A 13,485-nucleotide genomic window follows, 5' to 3' on the forward strand; every position below is an offset into this window, starting at 1 on the left:
AAGGGCCGGCTTGAAAAGCTACGGACGATCGACGCTGTGGGGTGGGGTGAGCCGCAAAGCGGTGCTGCGCGAGGTGGCGAAGTTCGCCAACTCCTTTTCGTTCGATTCCGTTCTCCTCCCGCAGGATCTTGCCCTGAATCGGGCATGGGCCGAAGCCCTCCGAAACATCGGCATCCTTTCGCGGACGGAAGAACAGAAAATCGTCCGGGGCTTGGATCGAATCGGACGAGCCGGTCGTTCCGGGCGTGCCGCCCACTCCGGCGATTGGGAAGACGTCCACAGCTACGTGGAGATTACGCTGCACAAGCTTATCGGTGACGCCGCGAAAAAACTTCACACGGGCAAGAGCCGCAACGATCAGGTGGCAACCGACCTTCGAATGTACGTCATAGATCGCCTCACCGTGTTGGACAGGGCCTTGAGTGGGGCGATGCGGAGCCTGTTGGTCCTGGCTGATCGAAACGTGAAGGTCATTTTTCCTTCCTACACTCACCTTCGTCAAGCCCAGCCGGTTCTTTTCGCCCATATTGCCCTCGCGTACTTCTCCATGCTCAAGCGTGATCGGACGGGTCTCGGAAATGTGTTTTGCCTCGCGGATGAACTGCCTCTCGGTTCGGCCGCCGTGGGGGGAACGGCCTATGCCGTGGACCGTAAGCTGTTGGCGCGCCGTCTTGGATTCAGCCGAATCAGCTCGAACAGTATCGATGCCGTGGGCGACCGCGATTTTGTCATTCAATTCCACGCGTGGGGAGCGCAGCTCATGGCCCACCTGTCACGAATATCGGAGGACCTGATTTTGTGGTCGTCGGACGAATGGGGGTTCATCCAGCTTCCTGCTGAATACTGCACGGGTTCGAGCCTGCTTCCGCAGAAACTGAATCCGGACGTCCTCGAACTGATCCGGGGGAAAACGGCGCGCGTCGTGGGCAATGCCGTCCAGTCACTGGCGCTCGTTAAGGGCCTCCCCACGTCCTACAGCCGCGACTTGCAGGAGGACAAGGAGAGTCTGTTCAGTACGGCCGAAACGGTCGAATCGTGTTTGAAACTGATCTCGGGACTTCTCGGTGGACTCCGGGTGGATGCCCGGCGTTCAGTGGCCGCGATGAGCAAAGGTTTTGTGCTGGCAACGGATCTGGCTGACGCCTTGGTGGAAAGGGGCGTCCCCTTCCGCGAGGCGCATGGCGCCGTCAGCGCCATGGTCAGGTGGTGCATCGAGAACGATCGCGGAATGAAGGAGGTCCCCGAGGCGGTCCTTCGGGAGATTTCAACCCGGCTCGATCGACGTCTTGTACAAGGCCTGTCTCTGGAAGCGTCCGTCAGACGCCGTTCCAATATCGGCGGAACGTCACCCTCGGAGGTTCGCAGACAGATCCGCGAGGCACGAAAGGATCTTCTGAAGGGATGACCCCCTCACCCTTCGACGCGCTCAGGGTGAGCGGTCTACTGCACCGTTCGTGGTGAGCCTGTCGAACCATGAACGGGGGCCGGTTGCCTCTCACTTTCTTGACAAGACCGCTGTCTTCCTCGCAACCGGCTGCGGTGTAGGCTTCATTCCCTGGGCGCCGGGAACGTGGGGGACGTTCGCCGCCGCCGCACTTTTCGGATTCCTCCTCCGTGGACTGTCGAATGGGGCCTATGTGGGTCTTGTGGCCGGCCTCTTCGCGGCTTCCATCTGGATCAGCCAACGGGCGGCGCTGGCGATGGGGAGAATCGACCCGAAGGAAGTGGTTATTGACGAGTTTGTCGGGTTCTACGTGACCATGTTCTTTCTTCCCAGCGATTGGATGACCATTGCGGCGGGAGTCCTGTTCTTCCGAATCTTCGACATCACGAAAGTGTTTCCGGCCCGTCCGCTCGACAAGAAACTTCCGGGCGGCTGGGGGATCGTCGTCGACGACGTCGTGGCAGGCGTCTACGCCAACCTCAGTGTGCGCCTCATCCTCGCGATAACGTGATCCGAACGATCCTGCTCCACATCGGCAACGAACTCCTTCGCGGAGAAACGATCAACACCAACGCCTCGACGATCTCACGAATTCTCTTCGAGTCGGGGTATCCGGTCCTGCGGCAGCTCGTGGTGAGCGACACCCCGTACGACATCCAGAAGGCGCTGCTCGATTCCTGCGCCGAGGCGGATTTCGTGATCTGCACGGGAGGGCTGGGCCCGACGACGGACGACTTGACGGCGGAGGCCGCGGCGCAGGCCTTCGGGATGCCGCTGAAAGAAAATCCGAAGGCGTGGAAGATGGTGCAGGACCGTTTCGCGTTTCTGGGGCGGGATCCCACCGGCAAGGATCGGAAGCAGGCGTTGCTCCCTGAAGGGTCTGTCGTGCTGGAAAACGCCTGGGGCACGGCTCCCGGTTTCTACGTGCGGCACAAATCGGCCACGGCCTTCTTTCTCCCGGGCGTTCCCCGCGAGATGGAACCGATGTTGAACATGCACGTCCTTTCGGTCATGCGGACGAGCAAACCGCCGAAGGAGGAGATTCATTCCCTTTCCTTGCTGGTATTCGGGATTCGCGAAGCGCGGATGAATGAGATCCTCGATCCGGTCATTCGGGAATTCTCGGATCTCCAGGTCGCCTTTCTGCCTCGCTATCCGGATATCACCTTGAGATTGACGGGTATCGGTGTTCCGCCGGAGCGAATCAAGACGGCGGCGGACGGCATTCGAAAACGCCTGGGAACGCACATCGTCGGGGAGGGGGAGACAACGATTGAGGGTACCGTGGCGAAACTCCTCAGGGAGAAGGGACTGACGATGGCGGTGGCGGAATCCTGCACGGGCGGTCTGATCGCAAAACGGCTGACCGACATCCCGGGCAGTTCGGAATACTTCGAACGCGGTATCGTCAGCTACAGCAACGAATCCAAGATCAAGGCTTTGGGAGTCTCGGCGGACATTCTGGCTGAGCACGGCTCGGTCAGTCGCGAGACCGCCTCCGAAATGGCCCGGCGAATCCGATTTCTGTCGGGGACGCGCATCGGCCTTTCCGTGACGGGCATCGCAGGACCGACGGGTGGATCACCCGAGAAGCCCTTGGGGCTGGTGTACATCGGCCTGTGCACGGGCGATGAGCCGAGTGTCGTCGAACACCGGCTCAAGGGCACGCGGGAGCAGATCCGGCTGCTTGCCTCCAGCCTGGCGTTGGACCTGCTTCGGAGGTACCTCCTCGGAAGTGGGGATGTGGTGAAGTAATCATGTAGCCATGTGGGAGGATCAAGCCCCGTGCGCTTTGCTCCTGATGACCCGATGACTATATGGCTACTTGATTACATTCCCCCATGCGCTGCTTCATTGCCATCGAGATTGACGCCGCCGTCCGCGAGCGCCTTGCCGCAGCCCAGGACGACCTCCGGCCGCACGTGTCGGGAGTGAGCTGGACGAAGCCGGACAATATCCACCTGACGCTGAAGTTTCTCGGAGAGATCGAAGACAAACGCGCCAATCGCGCCATGCGCGTGCTGACGGAGCTTGCGCTGCGTCTCACGGGGGGAAACGTCGAATCGAAAGGGGTGGGCTGTTTCCCCAATTTGAAAAATCCCCGGGTCATCTGGGCCGGACTGGCGGACGAGGCGGGTCTCCTCCATTCCACGGCCCAGGCCATCGAGGGTGAACTCTCAAAAATCGGGTTCCCGCGCGAGCGCCGGCCCTTTCGTGCCCATCTGACGTTGGGTCGCGTCCGTGAGAGCTTTCGTGCGCCGGATTTCCCGAACCAACTCGCGCGTAATGGCAACCGGCCGTTCGGCCCGACCGTTGTCCGCGAGCTCACCTTCTTCCAAAGCCGGCTCGATCCCAAGGGTTCCATCTACACCCCCCTCGGCCGGTTTCCGCTCCAAAGGAATCCTGGATGAAAAGCTGTCCCAACGGGAGTATAATCGGTGACAGTATACTCTATTACGACTAATTAGAGTATACTGTCACCGAATACTAGCGGCCGGCGCCGGTCACGCTGTTGGGGTTGACGAGTTGGCTCGCCTTGCCCTTCGGTACCATCCAGGGAGAGGGGAGGGCGAGGAGTGACGCGATGAAAGCGATCCAGAACACGCCGTGGAGGGCATAGCTGAGGGCGCCCTTCAACCGTTCGCGGGCTTCCGGTGGAAGCGAGGACTCGCCATTTCCGTTGTGTGAAAGAATCAACTGAAGCTCATGGAGGTTGGCCCCCTGCATGGCAGGGTCCTTGGAGGTCAGCCGTTCGTTCATCACGGCTCCCATGATCGAGAGACCGATCGTGGCGCCGACGTTTCGGAAAAAGACGATACCCGAAGTGGCGATCCCGAGTTCACTCCGCACCACTCCGCTCTGAACCGCGATCAGCATCGGAACGAATCCGAAACCCATGCCGGTCCCGGCCACCGCGAGACTGCCAACCACCTCCTTCTTTGTTGTTCTGGTGTCCATCCCGCGAAGGGACAGGAAGCCGACGGCGAGGAGTGCCACGCCGGCAATGAGGACTTTCCGATACCCGACCGAAAGGATGAGCCGCGCGCTGATCACGGATGAAAAAACCCACGTCAGGATGAACGGCGTCAGGAGTTGCCCCGCCTGCATGGCCGTGGTTTTCATCACGCCCTGGGCGAACAGCGGAACGAACGAGAGCGAGCCGAACATCGCCATGGCTGAGAAAAAGCCATGGAAAATCGCCGCCCGGAAGATGCGGTTCCTCCACAGTCCGAGAGGGATCAATGGAGAGGCGCTCCGGCGTTCCGAGCGTACGAAGAGGACAAGCAGGCCCGCCGAAATCACCGGCATACCCCACAGAAGCCGCCTGACGCCGCCGCCGTGGGCGCCGTACTGCAGCAAAAAACCGACCAAGAGCGTAATCGATGCCGCGAAGAGAAAAAGATTCCGGAGGTCGAGTCTCGGTCGTCCCACGGGAGCAGCGGATCCCCTCCACGTGGCCACGATTACGGCGGCCGAGAGCGCGCCCAGCGGAATGTTGATGAAAAAAGCCCAACGCCAGAGTCCCAGATCGGCGAGTGTCCCGCCGATGATCGGTCCCACGAGGCTGGCCAGGCCCCAGATTCCGCTGATGATGCCTTGGAGGCGCGCGCGTTGTTCGAGCGGGAAGGTCTCACCGACCATCGTCATCCCGATCGGCATGAGCCCGCCACCTCCCAGGCCCTGAAGGAATCGGAACACGCAGAGTTGCACCATCGTCGTCGCGAAACCGCACAGGGCGGATCCGGTGATGAAGATGGCAATCGCAAACAAGTAGAAACGTCCCTTGCCATACAGATCGGATAGCCGGCCCCACACCGGTCCGGCGAGCGTGGCGGAGAGGACGTACGCGGAGAAGACCCAGCTGAACAGATCGATTCGGTGAAGCGATGCGATGGCTGTGGGCATGGAAGTGCTGATGACCGTCGATTCCATCGCCATCAGGAAAATACCGAGCGACACGCCGACCATCAGGGTGGTCTTTTGCCTCCGCGTCATGACTTCCAGGGACGACGCCAGGACTTCTGCGTTAGCCGACATGTTTCAAGACGGTATCGTACAGCTTCTGCTCTCGGTCCGCCTGCGCGCGTACTCGTCCGGCGATCGATTCGAACGCATCCGGCCGCTCCTTCTCACTCTCCTGCTTGAGGAGTTGGGAGATATCGCTCCACTCCTGACCGATCTCCTGCATCAGGGCGGACAGACGCAGGGGCCGCAGCGCGGGGAGGATCCGCTCCGCCTCGCGGAGGAATTCGGCGTACAGGAGTCGAAAAGCTCCGCCGCCCGTCCCACGCTTCTCGATGATCTGATAGGTAAATCGGGCACACCACTTCCAATCGGCGACTTCGCCCCAGCCCGGGAGATTGTCCGCCAGGGTCCGAATGGCGGCGACCCCCTTGTTCGCGGGGAACTGGCTGTCTTCCAGCATGTCCGATGCCTGCTTGCGGAGTGCGGGGGCGATCCAATCGACGGGGCCGCCTTGGAGCGAATCCACCCGTCCACGGAACCAGTTGTAGGCGACCGGCATCGGGAAGGCCTGGGAGCTTCGGGCCTTGGCCATGTCGTCGAACGAAACTTCCTGGAGTCCGGGAAACTGTGTGTCGCCGACGTAACAAAGCCGTTTTTCGTCGTCGAACCCCCACAACACGATGACATGACCGGAAAATGAAGTCTGCGTCTTGTAGTAGTGGAGATATTTCAGATCGCACTGGATGAGCAATGGCACACCGGCGGATATTTCACGTCGCATGATGTCGAAGGCGGTCTCGCGCCCCTCTTCGATGTTCCAGACAAACGGCTGCCCGATGGCGTGGAAGAAGTTCGGTTCGAGGCCCGCACTGCGCGTGGCGACCATCCGTGAAGGGCTGAGCCCGTCCATGGGGATGAAGAAAAACCCGAGTCCCGATCCCAATCCGAAACAGAACGCTTCGGAAAAGGGGTGCCCGCTGAATGTCATCAGATCCGAAAGCGAGGTCGATCCGCAGTGCCGCCCCGGATTGTGGACCCATCCGGGAATGATGTTGGAGGGCATGAAGCTAACGCGGTTCGACCATGAAGATCATCGCCGGCCGACTCTCCCGCCCCTCGACTCGGAAACGCGGGAGTGTTCAGCCGGCAAGGTGAAAGCGAATCAGACTTTGCCCTGGAGGAGGAACGTGACGACGAAGGAAAGCAGGACGAGCGATTCGACGAAGGCGATGCCGAGAATGAATGGGACGAACATTTGCCCGGAGGCGGCGGGGTTCCGCGAAATGCCTTCGAGGGCGGAGCCGGCCACCTTGCCCTGTCCCAGAGCGCCGCCGAACGAGGCCAACGCCACGCCGATCCCCGCGCCGAGAGCGATCAAGCCTCGACCCGGCGTGGCAGCGCCGGCTTCCTCCGCCATTGCGAGTGCGGGAATCATCCAGACGGCCGCAGCCACCATCGTTTGACCCAGAATCCGTTTCACCATGTTGTTCCTTCCTTTCGGTTGAAGCCTAGTGCTCGTGCGATACGGCAAGGCCGATGTATACAGCAGAAAGCAGGGCGAACACAAATGCCTGAATGATCGAAACCAGCGTCCCGAGCAGGAGCATGGCCACGGGCAGGACGAGGGGCACCAGCCCCGAAATCGTTTCGAAGGCCATGTGATCGGCCGTCATGTTGGCCATGAGACGAATGGTCAGCGTCACCGGACGGACCCCGTGGCTGAAGGCCTCGATGATGAGCATGAGCGGGGCGATGTAGATGACCGGCCCCATGAACTGTTTGACGTATTTCCAGCCGTGGGCACGGATCCCCACGGCGTTGTAGTAGATGAAGGAGATCAGCGCGAGTCCCATGTTGGTCGCGAAGATGCGTGTGGGAGGGAGAAAGCCGGGGATCAGTCCCAGCAGATTCGAAACCAGGATGGCGAGGAAGAGCGAACCGATAAAGGGGACATATCGGTCTCCGTCGTGCCCGATCAGCCCGCGGAGAAAATTCCGCAAGGCCCGCACGGCAAGAAGGACAATATGGGCGAGGGTGCCCGCCTTCTTGGGATTGCCATTGACGTGGGCGATTTCGGATTTGATCCACACCCCTGCAAGAACCAGAAGACAGACGACGATGCCGAATGTAACCGTGTTTTCGGGGAAGTCCTTCAGCAGGGGGATGTGCTCGACGTAGGTGAATGGCTTGTGCTCGGCGGTCATTCCTGAACCTTCCTCCCGTACAGGCATGCGGCCACCGTCAGGGATGCCGGAAGAGTCAGGAACCCTGCTGCGAAGGAGAGGGGCTCAAGCCGGAGCCCTCTCATGCAAGCCCACACGATGCCGAAGAAAACCAGCGGTTTGACCAGAATGAGCGCCCTCGCGACCATGACGCGCCGGCGGGTCGACTCCGAGGGAGCCACGAAGAGTGGATAGGCGGCCCGCAGGAGAGCCCAGAAGAAAAAGGCGCCCAGCGCCCCGCCGCAGAGAAGGGAGAAGGCCGCATCCGTGGAGAGCGCGACCGTGCCCAGAACGGTGGCGGCAAGACCCAAGGCGTGCGTTCGTTGAAATCGGCGGGAGATGAGTGTGAAGGAATCGGCGGTCATCCCGCCACCTGCGACAGGCGCGAAAGCGCCTCGTTCCGAGTCGGTCGCAGGTGGTGGGATCATGTTTCGGACCTAAATTTCTTGTTCAACCTGAAGAGATTCAATAGACTGACGGCGAACCCCGCGACCACCCCCAGCATCAGCCCCCACGGGGAGATCGAGGTTGAGCGGTCGATCCACATTCCACCCAGGGCGCCGGCCAGGATGGGCAACGTCGACTCGATGGCCATCGCGTAGTAATAGGTCCAATTCTTCCATGGTCCGCTTCCCGGGTCCGGTTTCGGTGGTTCCTCTAACATAGGCACGGCGAGAAATCAAAACAGCGCATTGCGGAATTATACGGCAAGGGAAGGATCTTCTCGACTTGTCCGGCGATTGTCTCTACAATCGGGCGGCCTGTTGTCCCGGCCATCCGGGAAGATGACCCGAAGGAGGTTTGGCATGAAACTCATTGCACGAACAACGGCTCTGGCCCTCGTAATTTTCCCCGCCCTGGCGGCATCGGCCGACGCGAAGGACATCAAGATCGGATACGTGGATCTGCAACAGATTCTGTTCAATTCCGAGCGGGGAAAACAGGCGAAGGAGGCGCTCTCTTCCGAGTACGAAGAGCGCAAGACGCTGCTGAAAAAGCACTACGACGAAATTCAGCAGATGGAAGAGGACATCCAGAGCAAAGGCTCGCTTCTCTCGGAGGATGCGAAGAAGAAAAAGGAAGAGGCCTACTGGGACAAACGCCGCGATTTTCAGAGCCAGACGGAGAAGCATGAAACCGAGCTTCGGAAGAAAGACATGGAACTGACGCAGAAGATTCTTGTTGAAGTTCAGGCGTTGCTTCAGGATCTGGCGAAGAAGAAGGGCTACACGCTCGTGATCGAGAAGAATGAAGGCGCGGTGCTGTATGCGGCGGACAGCGAGGATCTGACGAAGGACGTCCTCGGCGTGTACGACGCGGCGGGCAAGAAGCCGAAGAAATAGTCTTGGGCGGGCACACGCTCGAGGAGTTGGCGCGGCACGTCGGAGGCCGCGTGGTGGGGGACGGATCTTTCGTTGTCCGCGGCGTAGCGCCGATCGACGAAGCGGGTGGGGGCGACCTGACGTTCATCGCCAATCCGAAGTATCGCAAGCATGCGGAGACCACCTCCGCGGGAGCCCTGGTCGTGCATTCCGCTGAGGAGGCGGCCGGTCGAAACGCGATTGTGATCGACAATCCGTATCTGGCCCTCGCCAAGATCCTGGAGATCCTGATTCCCGAGACCCGGCCCACGGCGGGGATTTCGTCCATGGCCTACGTGGATCGAACGGCAACGGTCGCCGAAGACGCGTGCGTTTTCCCCTTTGCCTACGTCGGTCCGGGCGCGCAGGTGGGGCATCGGTCGGCCTTGTACCCCTTCGTGTTCGTGGGTGAGGGGGCCTCCGTGGGTGATGACAGTGTGTTATATGCGGGCGTTTGCATTCAGCACGGATGCAAAGTGGGGAATCGGGTGATTCTTCAACCGGGTGTGGTGATCGGGGGAGATGGATTTGGATATGCGCCGGATGGGGTGCATTACCGGAAGGTTCCTCAGGTGGGGCGGGTGGTGGTCGATGATGACGCGGAGATCGGCTCGAATACGACGGTGGATCGGGGAAGCGTGGGGCACTCAAGAATCGGAAAAGGAGTCAAGATCGACAATCTTGTCCAGGTCGGCCACAACGTCGAAGTGGGGGATGACACCGTGATTGTGGCCCAGACGGCGATTGCAGGCAGTACCAAACTAGGCCGCTCGGTTCAGGTCGGAGGGCAGGCGGCGTTCGTCGGACATCTGAAGATCGGGGATCGGGCGCGCATTGCGGCGCGGGCGGGCGTGTCGAGCGATCTCGAGGAGGGGGTCACCGTGGGGGGGAGCCCGCATCAGCCGCACGCCCAATGGCTGCGGTCGTGCATCGTCTTTAGCCGCCTTCCGGAGATTCAGAGCGCTTTTCGTGAACTTCAGAAGAAAGTCGAAGCGCTGGAGAAACGAACTCCCGTGCCCAACGGGCCGAAGCGCGGATCAACCGTTCGCCCTCGGCACGCGCGGAGAAAACAAGCAAAGAGGAGGTAGCGGTGGATAGCGTCGACATCCTGGGAATTCTGAAGCGGTTGCCGCATCGCTATCCCTTTCTTCTCATCGATCGGGTGGTGGAATTGGAGAAGGGCAAGCGGGCAGTGGCGATCAAGAATGTGACGGTGAACGAACCGATCTTTACCGGCCACTTCCCGGCGGAACCGATCTTTCCCGGAGTCCTTATCGTCGAGGCGACGGCCCAAGTGTGCGGGATTGTGGCCTCGGAGGACGGTTTCAGGAAATTCTACCTCGTGGGCGTGGACGGCTGGCGGTTCCGACGGCCGGTGCGGCCCGGCGACCAGATCCGCATTGAAGTCCATCTGGAGAGGCACAAAGGCAAGATGTACAAGTTCAGGGGCGCCGCGACGGTGGATGGAGAAACGGCGGCGGAAGGCGAAATTCTGGCGGTGACGGCCGACGACGAGCCGGCCGCCTGAGGAGACAAGACCGTGGCGAAGATCCATCCGACTTCCATCGTTCACCCGAAAGCGCGCCTGTCCGAGGACGTCGATGTCGGTCCGTTCTGCACCATCGGTGAGAAAGTCGAACTGGGCGCCGGCACGCGGCTCATCTCGCACGTGGTGGTGGACGGCCCGGCCACGCTGGGAAAGAACAACGTGATCTTCCCCTTTGCATCGGTGGGACTGATTCCGCAGGACCTGAAGTTTGCGGGCGAAGAGACCCGCCTGATCATCGGCGATGGAAACCGAATCCGGGAGGCCGTCACCATTCACCGGGGAACGGCCGGGGGGGGGGGGTGACCACGGTGGGCGATGAATGCCTGTTCATGGCCACAAGTCATGTCGCGCACGATTGTCACGTGGGGTCGCGCGTCGTCATGGCGAACGGCACGGCGCTGGCCGGTCACGTGACTCTGGGTGATGGATGCATCCTGGGCGGCCTCGTGGGCATCCATCAGTTTGTGAAGGTGGGCCGCCTGGCCTTCATCGGAGCCGGCGCGATGGTGGCGCAGGACGTGCCCCCGTTCATGATGGCCGTGGGGGACCGCGCGCGTCTGATCGGTGTGAACACGCTCGGACTGGAACGGGTGGGATTGAACGTTGATCAGATACGCGTTCTGAAGACGGTCTATAAGCTCCTCTGCCTGAGCGATCTCAAGTTGGTTGAGGCCCTGGACAAGATTTCGACTGAGCATGGCGACACCGCGGAAGCGCGCGAGGTGCTCGAATTCGTCCGCGCCTCCGAGAGGGGCATCTGCCGGTAGCCGGCGTGAATCCGCATCGCCGGACTGATCGCCGTCCCCGAAGCGAAGCGGAGCGGGGAAAAGTGGTCCGGGTTGGGTTGGTGGGCGCGGGCACATGGGGGGCGAACCACCTTGAGAAGTTGAGGCAACTGCCCGACGTCCAGTTGGTCGGCATTCGCGATACGGATGAAACAAGGGCCAGGGAACTTTGCGCTCGATTTCGCCTGGCTGCCCTGGAGCAGGGCCCGCTGACGGCGAAATCCCTGGATGCTGTGGTGGTGGCGACTCCCACGGCGGCCCACCATGGTGTCGCGGCGGAATGCCTCCGGAACGGAATCCACGTCTTCGTGGAGAAACCGATGGCGGCCACTCCGGAGGAGGCCGAGGAACTCGTCGATCTTGCGCGCAAGGCCGGCTGCGTCTGCCAGGTGGGTCACATCGAGCGGTTCAACCCAGCCTGGAGGAACGTGGAGCCGAAACTGAACCGGCCCATGTACGTGGAGGGTCAAAGACTCGCGCCGTTCCGGGAGAGGGGGACGGATGTGGACGTGGTTCTCGATCTGATGATTCATGATGTGGACCTGGTGCTCGCTGCGGCAGGGGCTGAGCCGGTGCGGGTGGATGCGGTGGGAGTGCCTGTGCTCAGCCGGGAAGTGGACATGGTGAACGTCCGCCTGGAATTCAAAAGCGGCATGGTATGCAATCTGACCGCCAGTCGAGTCTCCCCGGAAACCGTACGCAAGCTCAGACTTTTCCAGCGGGACGGCTATTTTTCAGTCGACCTTCTGACGGGAAGCGTTCGCCTCTGCAACCTCGGTCCGGACGCTGAAGAGAAGCGGATCTACGAAATGAAGGAGAGTGTCGAGGGGAGCGATCCGCTTAGGTCCGAGCTGGAGGAGTTTCTGGCCGCCATTCGGGAGAATCGGCCACCCAAGGTGACAGCGGAGGACGGATTGAGATCCCTCCGCGTGGCGATCCGGATCAAGGAGAAGGTGGGCGAGTTTATGAAACGTCTGGTCTGACCCCCGACCGGTTTGGACGCCAAAGAGATCCTTATTGTTGCAGGTGAATCGTCGGCCGACGGGCACGCCGCCGCACTGGTCCGGGAACTTCAGGCCACTCATCCCCAGTGGAAGTTCTACGGCGTGGGCGGCCCGCGGCTTCGGGAGGCCGGCGCCGACATCGTTGTTCCGATGAGCCAAGTCACCTTGATGGGCTTCGGCGAGGTGATTCCCAAGCTCAAAGCGGTAAGGGATGCGATGCAATTGCTGGCGGAGAGCGTTCTCCGGAGACTCCCCGATGCGGCCATCCTCCTCGATTTCCCGGACTTCAATCTTCGGCTGGCGAAACGGTTGAGGAAATTCCCGATTCCGATCCTGTACTACATCAGCCCCCAGTTGTGGGCGTGGAGGGAAAGTCGGGTCGAACTCGTCCGACGACGGGTGGACAAGATGCTGGTGATTCTGCCGTTCGAAAAGGAGTTCTACGCGATGCACGGAATTGAGGCCGAATACGTCGGCCACCCGCTGCTGGATCAGGTCGCGGGGTTCCCCCCGGCTCTCTCCTTCCCCGTGAAGAGGGAGGGGGCTGTCATTGCGAGCGGAGCGAAGCAATCTACGCCCCTCCTCGCCCTCCTCCCCGGCAGCCGCCTGCAAGAGGTGCATCGATGCCTCCCTGTCATGCTGAACGCAGTGGAATTGTTACAGTCGCGAGGAATCCGGTTGGAACCCTGCGTCTGCCTGGCCGATGCGGTTCGAGAGTCCGCGGAAGGCGTCTGCGCCGCGCGCGGGATGAAGACGGCTTCTCAAGACCGGATTGGGGAGGTACTATCCCGAGCGGAGGCGGCCCTCGTGGTTTCGGGCACGGCCACGCTCCATTGCGCTCTATATGATGTACCGATGGTCATCCTTTACAAGACGTCATGGCTCAACTATGCCATCGCGCGGATGTTCGTGCATGTTCCGAATATCGGCCTGGTGAATCTCGTGGCCGGTCGGACCGTGGTGCCGGAACGGATCCAGAACGAGGCAAGTCCGGCGCGCGTGGCGGATGCGATGGAGCCGATCCTCCGCTCCTCGGACCTTCGCAGGGAGATCCGCTCAAAGCTTGCTGAAGTCCGGGGAAAACTCGGCCCTGCCGGCGCGAGCCGCCGCGCCGCCGAGTCCATTTCAGGCTTCCTCACTCGCGGGGGCTGAGG

General features: G+C 61.2%; 17 protein-coding genes. 11 read left to right on the forward strand and 6 right to left on the reverse strand.

Features of this window, described 5'->3' with window-relative positions; genetic code table 11:
* The first annotated feature begins 10 nt into the window (after positions 1-10).
* The 4 genes from argH (at position 11) to thpR (ending at position 3,855) form a co-directional block, all read left to right on the forward strand.
* The gene (gene argH / locus HYT87_11125; GenBank protein MBI2060311.1) at positions 11-1,405 is read left to right on the forward strand and encodes an argininosuccinate lyase; all 1,395 of its coding nucleotides are present in this window, start codon (positions 11-13) and stop codon (positions 1,403-1,405) included.
* Positions 1,406-1,454: 49 nt separating this feature from the next.
* A complete protein-coding gene (locus HYT87_11130) occupies positions 1,455-1,955 on the forward strand; it encodes a phosphatidylglycerophosphatase A (protein ID MBI2060312.1) in 501 nt (166 codons plus the stop codon).
* Positions 1,952-3,199 (forward strand): competence/damage-inducible protein A, encoded by a 1,248-nt coding sequence (locus HYT87_11135; GenBank protein MBI2060313.1) that lies wholly within the window; start codon positions 1,952-1,954, stop codon positions 3,197-3,199. The genes HYT87_11130 and HYT87_11135 overlap by 4 nt, the downstream gene beginning before the upstream one ends.
* A gap of 86 nt (positions 3,200-3,285) precedes the next feature.
* Positions 3,286-3,855 (forward strand): RNA 2',3'-cyclic phosphodiesterase, encoded by a 570-nt coding sequence (gene thpR / locus HYT87_11140; protein ID MBI2060314.1) that lies wholly within the window; start codon positions 3,286-3,288, stop codon positions 3,853-3,855.
* 76 nt (positions 3,856-3,931) lie between these two features.
* Here thpR and HYT87_11145 read toward each other — a convergent pair whose 3' ends face one another.
* The 6 genes from HYT87_11145 to HYT87_11170 form a co-directional block, all read right to left on the reverse strand.
* Entirely contained in the window at positions 3,932-5,482 is a 1,551-nt protein-coding gene (locus HYT87_11145) for an MFS transporter (GenBank protein MBI2060315.1), read from the reverse strand.
* Positions 5,472-6,473 carry a BtrH N-terminal domain-containing protein gene (locus HYT87_11150; GenBank protein MBI2060316.1) on the reverse strand — a complete coding sequence of 334 codons (1,002 nt, stop codon included), beginning with the start codon at positions 6,471-6,473 and terminating at the stop codon, positions 5,472-5,474. Before HYT87_11150 ends, HYT87_11145 begins: the two co-directional genes overlap by 11 nt.
* A 99-nt stretch (positions 6,474-6,572) precedes the next feature.
* Positions 6,573-6,890 (reverse strand): ATP synthase F0 subunit C, encoded by a 318-nt coding sequence (locus tag HYT87_11155; protein MBI2060317.1) that lies wholly within the window; start codon positions 6,888-6,890, stop codon positions 6,573-6,575.
* 28 nt (positions 6,891-6,918) lie between these two features.
* Positions 6,919-7,614: a F0F1 ATP synthase subunit A gene (gene atpB, locus HYT87_11160; protein ID MBI2060318.1), complete on the reverse strand. Its 696-nt coding sequence runs from the start codon at positions 7,612-7,614 to the stop codon at positions 6,919-6,921.
* Complete coding sequence (locus HYT87_11165) at positions 7,611-8,060, reverse strand: hypothetical protein (GenBank protein MBI2060319.1); 450 nt, start codon at positions 8,058-8,060, stop codon at positions 7,611-7,613. Before HYT87_11165 ends, atpB begins: the two co-directional genes overlap by 4 nt.
* Positions 8,057-8,296, reverse strand: coding sequence for an AtpZ/AtpI family protein (locus HYT87_11170; GenBank protein ID MBI2060320.1), 240 nt, complete (start codon positions 8,294-8,296; stop codon positions 8,057-8,059). Before HYT87_11170 ends, HYT87_11165 begins: the two co-directional genes overlap by 4 nt.
* 142 nt (positions 8,297-8,438) lie before the next feature.
* Between HYT87_11170 and HYT87_11175 the strand changes: the two genes are divergently transcribed.
* From HYT87_11175 to lpxB, 7 genes are read left to right on the forward strand one after another with little or no spacing between them, the layout of a single operon-like run.
* A complete protein-coding gene (locus tag HYT87_11175; GenBank protein ID MBI2060321.1) occupies positions 8,439-8,975 on the forward strand; it encodes an OmpH family outer membrane protein in 537 nt (178 codons plus the stop codon).
* Positions 8,976-8,977: 2 nt separating this feature from the next.
* The gene (lpxD, locus tag HYT87_11180) at positions 8,978-10,081 is read left to right on the forward strand and encodes a UDP-3-O-(3-hydroxymyristoyl)glucosamine N-acyltransferase (protein MBI2060322.1); all 1,104 of its coding nucleotides are present in this window, start codon (positions 8,978-8,980) and stop codon (positions 10,079-10,081) included.
* A 2-nt stretch (positions 10,082-10,083) separates the two neighbouring features.
* Positions 10,084-10,521 (forward strand): 3-hydroxyacyl-ACP dehydratase FabZ, encoded by a 438-nt coding sequence (fabZ, locus tag HYT87_11185; protein ID MBI2060323.1) that lies wholly within the window; start codon positions 10,084-10,086, stop codon positions 10,519-10,521.
* 12 nt (positions 10,522-10,533) lie between these two features.
* Positions 10,534-10,845: a hypothetical protein gene (locus HYT87_11190; GenBank protein MBI2060324.1), complete on the forward strand. Its 312-nt coding sequence runs from the start codon at positions 10,534-10,536 to the stop codon at positions 10,843-10,845.
* Between the two features lie 26 nt (positions 10,846-10,871).
* Positions 10,872-11,309, forward strand: a complete 438-nt coding sequence (locus tag HYT87_11195; protein ID MBI2060325.1) for a hypothetical protein — start codon at positions 10,872-10,874, stop codon at positions 11,307-11,309.
* Between the two features lie 5 nt (positions 11,310-11,314).
* On the forward strand, positions 11,315-12,310 hold the full coding sequence (locus tag HYT87_11200) for a Gfo/Idh/MocA family oxidoreductase (protein ID MBI2060326.1): 996 nt from the start codon (positions 11,315-11,317) through the stop codon (positions 12,308-12,310).
* Positions 12,311-12,322: 12 nt separating this feature from the next.
* Positions 12,323-13,483 (forward strand): lipid-A-disaccharide synthase, encoded by a 1,161-nt coding sequence (gene lpxB / locus HYT87_11205; GenBank protein MBI2060327.1) that lies wholly within the window; start codon positions 12,323-12,325, stop codon positions 13,481-13,483.
* Positions 13,484-13,485: the final 2 nt, after the last annotated feature.

The sequence above is a fragment of the Nitrospirota bacterium genome (assembly GCA_016180645.1).
Taxonomy (GTDB): Bacteria; JACPQY01; JACPQY01; order JACPQY01; family JACPQY01; genus JACPAV01.

What these genes read in the sequence shown, in the direction of transcription:
- thpR (MBI2060314.1), top strand. Translation starts at nt 3,286, where the DNA reads ATGCGCTGCTTCATTGCCATCGAGATTGACGCCGCCGTCCGCGAGCGC.
- HYT87_11145 (MBI2060315.1), bottom strand. Translation starts at nt 5,482, where the DNA reads ATGTCGGCTAACGCAGAAGTCCTGGCGTCGTCCCTGGAAGTCATGACG.
- HYT87_11150 (MBI2060316.1), bottom strand. Translation starts at nt 6,473, where the DNA reads ATGCCCTCCAACATCATTCCCGGATGGGTCCACAATCCGGGGCGGCAC.
- atpB (MBI2060318.1), bottom strand. Translation starts at nt 7,614, where the DNA reads ATGACCGCCGAGCACAAGCCATTCACCTACGTCGAGCACATCCCCCTG.
- HYT87_11165 (MBI2060319.1), bottom strand. Translation starts at nt 8,060, where the DNA reads ATGATCCCACCACCTGCGACCGACTCGGAACGAGGCGCTTTCGCGCCT.
- HYT87_11170 (MBI2060320.1), bottom strand. Translation starts at nt 8,296, where the DNA reads ATGTTAGAGGAACCACCGAAACCGGACCCGGGAAGCGGACCATGGAAG.
- HYT87_11175 (MBI2060321.1), top strand. Translation starts at nt 8,439, where the DNA reads ATGAAACTCATTGCACGAACAACGGCTCTGGCCCTCGTAATTTTCCCC.
- HYT87_11195 (MBI2060325.1), top strand. Translation starts at nt 10,872, where the DNA reads ATGGCCACAAGTCATGTCGCGCACGATTGTCACGTGGGGTCGCGCGTC.